We start from the raw sequence: 2,534 nt of genomic DNA on the forward strand, positions 1-2,534 counted from the left end.
GCTCGCGGGCGCTGTTTGAGCGGAGCGTTTGCTCTGCAAACGCGCAGCGAGTTCGCCCGCGCCGGCTCCGGCCCGATCAGCACAGCGAAGTCGGCGCGCAGCGCCGACCGCCACAGCATGAGCCCTCATCGGGCACCGCCTGCCGCGACGTACAAGAAGCGGCAAGAAGAGCATCTCAGCGCGGACGAATCCGCGACAAGGCCGCACTGGCAAGCTCCGCCAGTCGCTCCAGAAAGTCCGTTGCCATCCCACTCTGGAACCGCTGCGGATCGGGAGACGCGAGCACCAGCATCCCGAACGCCGGCTCCGAACTCTGGATCGGGCCGGCACGCAGCGGAATCAAAGCGAGCGACATCGCGGTGGCCGGATCGCCCAGCCAGCCCACGGCCTCGAACCCGGAATTCACGCCGCAGTACGGCTGCGTCAGGGACGAAGCGAAGGTCTTCGCATCGTCGCTCACGCCCTGCGCGAACGGCTCGGTGCCGTAGCGCGCATCCACGTCCCAGATCTTCAGCGCCGCCTGCGGCACCATGAATTCGTTCTGCAGCTGCGCCACCAGCACGGCCGGCAGCACGCGGCCCGACTGCACGGTGAACAGGTTGCGCGCCCAGCGCAGGATGCGGTCGGCGATCAGCATGTTCTCGCTGCCGTGGCGCACCATCTCCATGATGCGGTGCTCCAGCACCTTGATCTTCTCGCGCAGCATCTCGGCCTGGCGCTCCTGCAGGCTCACCGCGCGGTTGCCGTGCGGGCTGGTCAGCTGGACCGCTCCCAGCAGCTGCGCATGCCGCTGGAAGAAGTCCGGCGTGTTGGCCAGGTAATTGGCGATGTCGTCTTCGGTGATGGGCGGGATCGGGTTGTTGCTGTCGTTGCTCATGCTCAATCCTGCAGGTTGATCTCGCCTTCGAACACCGTCACGGCGGGTCCCGTCATCGACACCGGCCGGCCTTCGCCCGCCCATTCGATGGTCAGGACGCCGCCGCGGGTTTCCACGTCCACGCGGCTGTCCAGCAGGCCCAGGCGGATGCCCGCCACCACGGCCGCGCAGGCGCCCGTGCCGCAGGCCAGCGTCTCGCCCACGCCGCGTTCCCACACCCGCAGCCGGATGCGGCCGCGGTCCACCACCTGCATGTAGCCGGCATTCACGCGGTTTGGGAACCGCGCATGGTTTTCGACCAGCGGGCCCTGCGTGTGCACCGGCGCCGTGTCCACGTCGGCCACCACCTGCACCGCATGCGGGTTGCCCATGGACAGCATGGCCAGCGGCACCGACAGGCCCTGCACTTCCACCGGCCAGGTCTGCCAGCCGCCGTCGCGCCGCGGCGCGAGGCCGCGGTCGTCGAACGGCACCTCGGCGGGCGTGAAGATCGGGGCGCCCATGTCCACCGTGACGCGGCCGTCGGCGTTCAGCCGCGGCTCGATCACGCCCGACAGCGTGCGCACGCGCAGGCTGTCGCGCTCGGTCAGGCCCTTGTCGCGCACGAAGCGCACGAAGCAGCGCGCGCCGTTGCCGCATTGCTCCACCTCGCCGCCGTCGGCGTTGTGGATCACGTATTCGAAATCGATGCCCGCCGCGGGCGAAGGCCGCACCGTCAGGATCTGGTCGGCGCCGACGCCGAAGTGGCGGTCGGCGAGTTGCCGGTAGTGCTCGCGCGTGAGGCCCAGCCGGCCGCGCGTCTCGTCCAGGACGACGAAATCGTTGCCCGCGCCCTGCATCTTGGTGAAGCGGATTCGCATGGCCGGCATTATCGGGGCGAACGCAGGCGGCCCAGGGCGCGCTCGACGAAGTCCAGCCGGTCCTGGCCCCAGAACAGCTCGCCTTGCAGCACGAAGGTCGGCGCGCCGAACACACCGATGCGCTCTGCCTCATCCGTGTACGCCTGGTACTGCGCCAGCGTGGCGGCATCGCGCTCCAGCGCATGCAGCGCCTGGCCGTCGTAGCCGTTCTCGTCGGCAATCGCAATGCGCACGTCCGGCTGCGCGGTGTCGCGCTCCTCGGCCCACAGCGCGCGCAGCAGCGCGTGCGACAGCACCGACGCGTCCAGCCCCTGCCGCTGCGCGGCGATCACCATCCAGCCGGCGTACTTGTTCCAGTTGGGGTCGGCGACGGCGTGGCGCGGGTAGTGCTTCGGCTGGATCACCATGGGCATGCCCAGGTAGTCGGACCAGCGCGCCAGTTCCAGGTCGTGGTAGCGGCGGCGCGGTTCGGGCCGGGTACGGATGGGCACGCCACCGGTCTTGGGCACCACCGCCTGGAAGTCGTAGGGCTTGAGCACCAGCGCCAGGCGATGGCGCCGCACGATGTCCTGCAGCTTCGGGCCGGCAAAATAGGCCCATGGCGACGATAGGCTGTAGTAGCAGTCCAGTTGGATCGTCATGCAAGGATTATCCGCCCGTGACCCAATCCACCGACCTGCCGCCCGTGCCCGCCCAGGCCATTGCCAGCCCGCGCGACGCCGCCGCGCTGGCCAGCCTGGCCACGCGCGCCCGCGCCGACCTGCAGCGGCTGAACTTCCCGCCGGCCAACTGGGTGC

General features: G+C 69.7%; 3 protein-coding genes. All 3 read right to left on the reverse strand.

The window, feature by feature from the left end; translation table 11 throughout:
- Positions 1-175: 175 nt before the first annotated feature.
- From H0U68_RS04025 to H0U68_RS04035, 3 genes are read right to left on the reverse strand one after another with little or no spacing between them, the layout of a single operon-like run.
- On the reverse strand, positions 176-877 hold the full coding sequence (locus H0U68_RS04025) for a DUF484 family protein (protein WP_296352916.1): 702 nt from the start codon (positions 875-877) through the stop codon (positions 176-178).
- A gap of 2 nt (positions 878-879) precedes the next feature.
- Positions 880-1,737, reverse strand: coding sequence for a diaminopimelate epimerase (gene dapF / locus H0U68_RS04030; RefSeq protein WP_296352918.1), 858 nt, complete (start codon positions 1,735-1,737; stop codon positions 880-882).
- An 8-nt stretch (positions 1,738-1,745) separates the two neighbouring features.
- Positions 1,746-2,378, reverse strand: coding sequence for a 2-hydroxychromene-2-carboxylate isomerase (locus H0U68_RS04035; protein WP_296352920.1), 633 nt, complete (start codon positions 2,376-2,378; stop codon positions 1,746-1,748).
- Positions 2,379-2,534: the final 156 nt, after the last annotated feature.

Origin of the sequence: Ramlibacter sp. (assembly GCF_013697775.1) — a bacterium.
In the GTDB taxonomy this organism is placed as follows: domain Bacteria; phylum Pseudomonadota; class Gammaproteobacteria; order Burkholderiales; family Burkholderiaceae_C; genus Ramlibacter.

Bases quoted from the DNA above. Each gene is read 5' to 3' on its own strand.
- H0U68_RS04025 (WP_296352916.1), bottom strand. From the start codon at position 877: ATGAGCAACGACAGCAACAACCCGATCCCGCCCATCACCGAAGACGAC.
- dapF (WP_296352918.1), bottom strand. From the start codon at position 1,737: ATGCGAATCCGCTTCACCAAGATGCAGGGCGCGGGCAACGATTTCGTC.
- H0U68_RS04035 (WP_296352920.1), bottom strand. From the start codon at position 2,378: ATGACGATCCAACTGGACTGCTACTACAGCCTATCGTCGCCATGGGCC.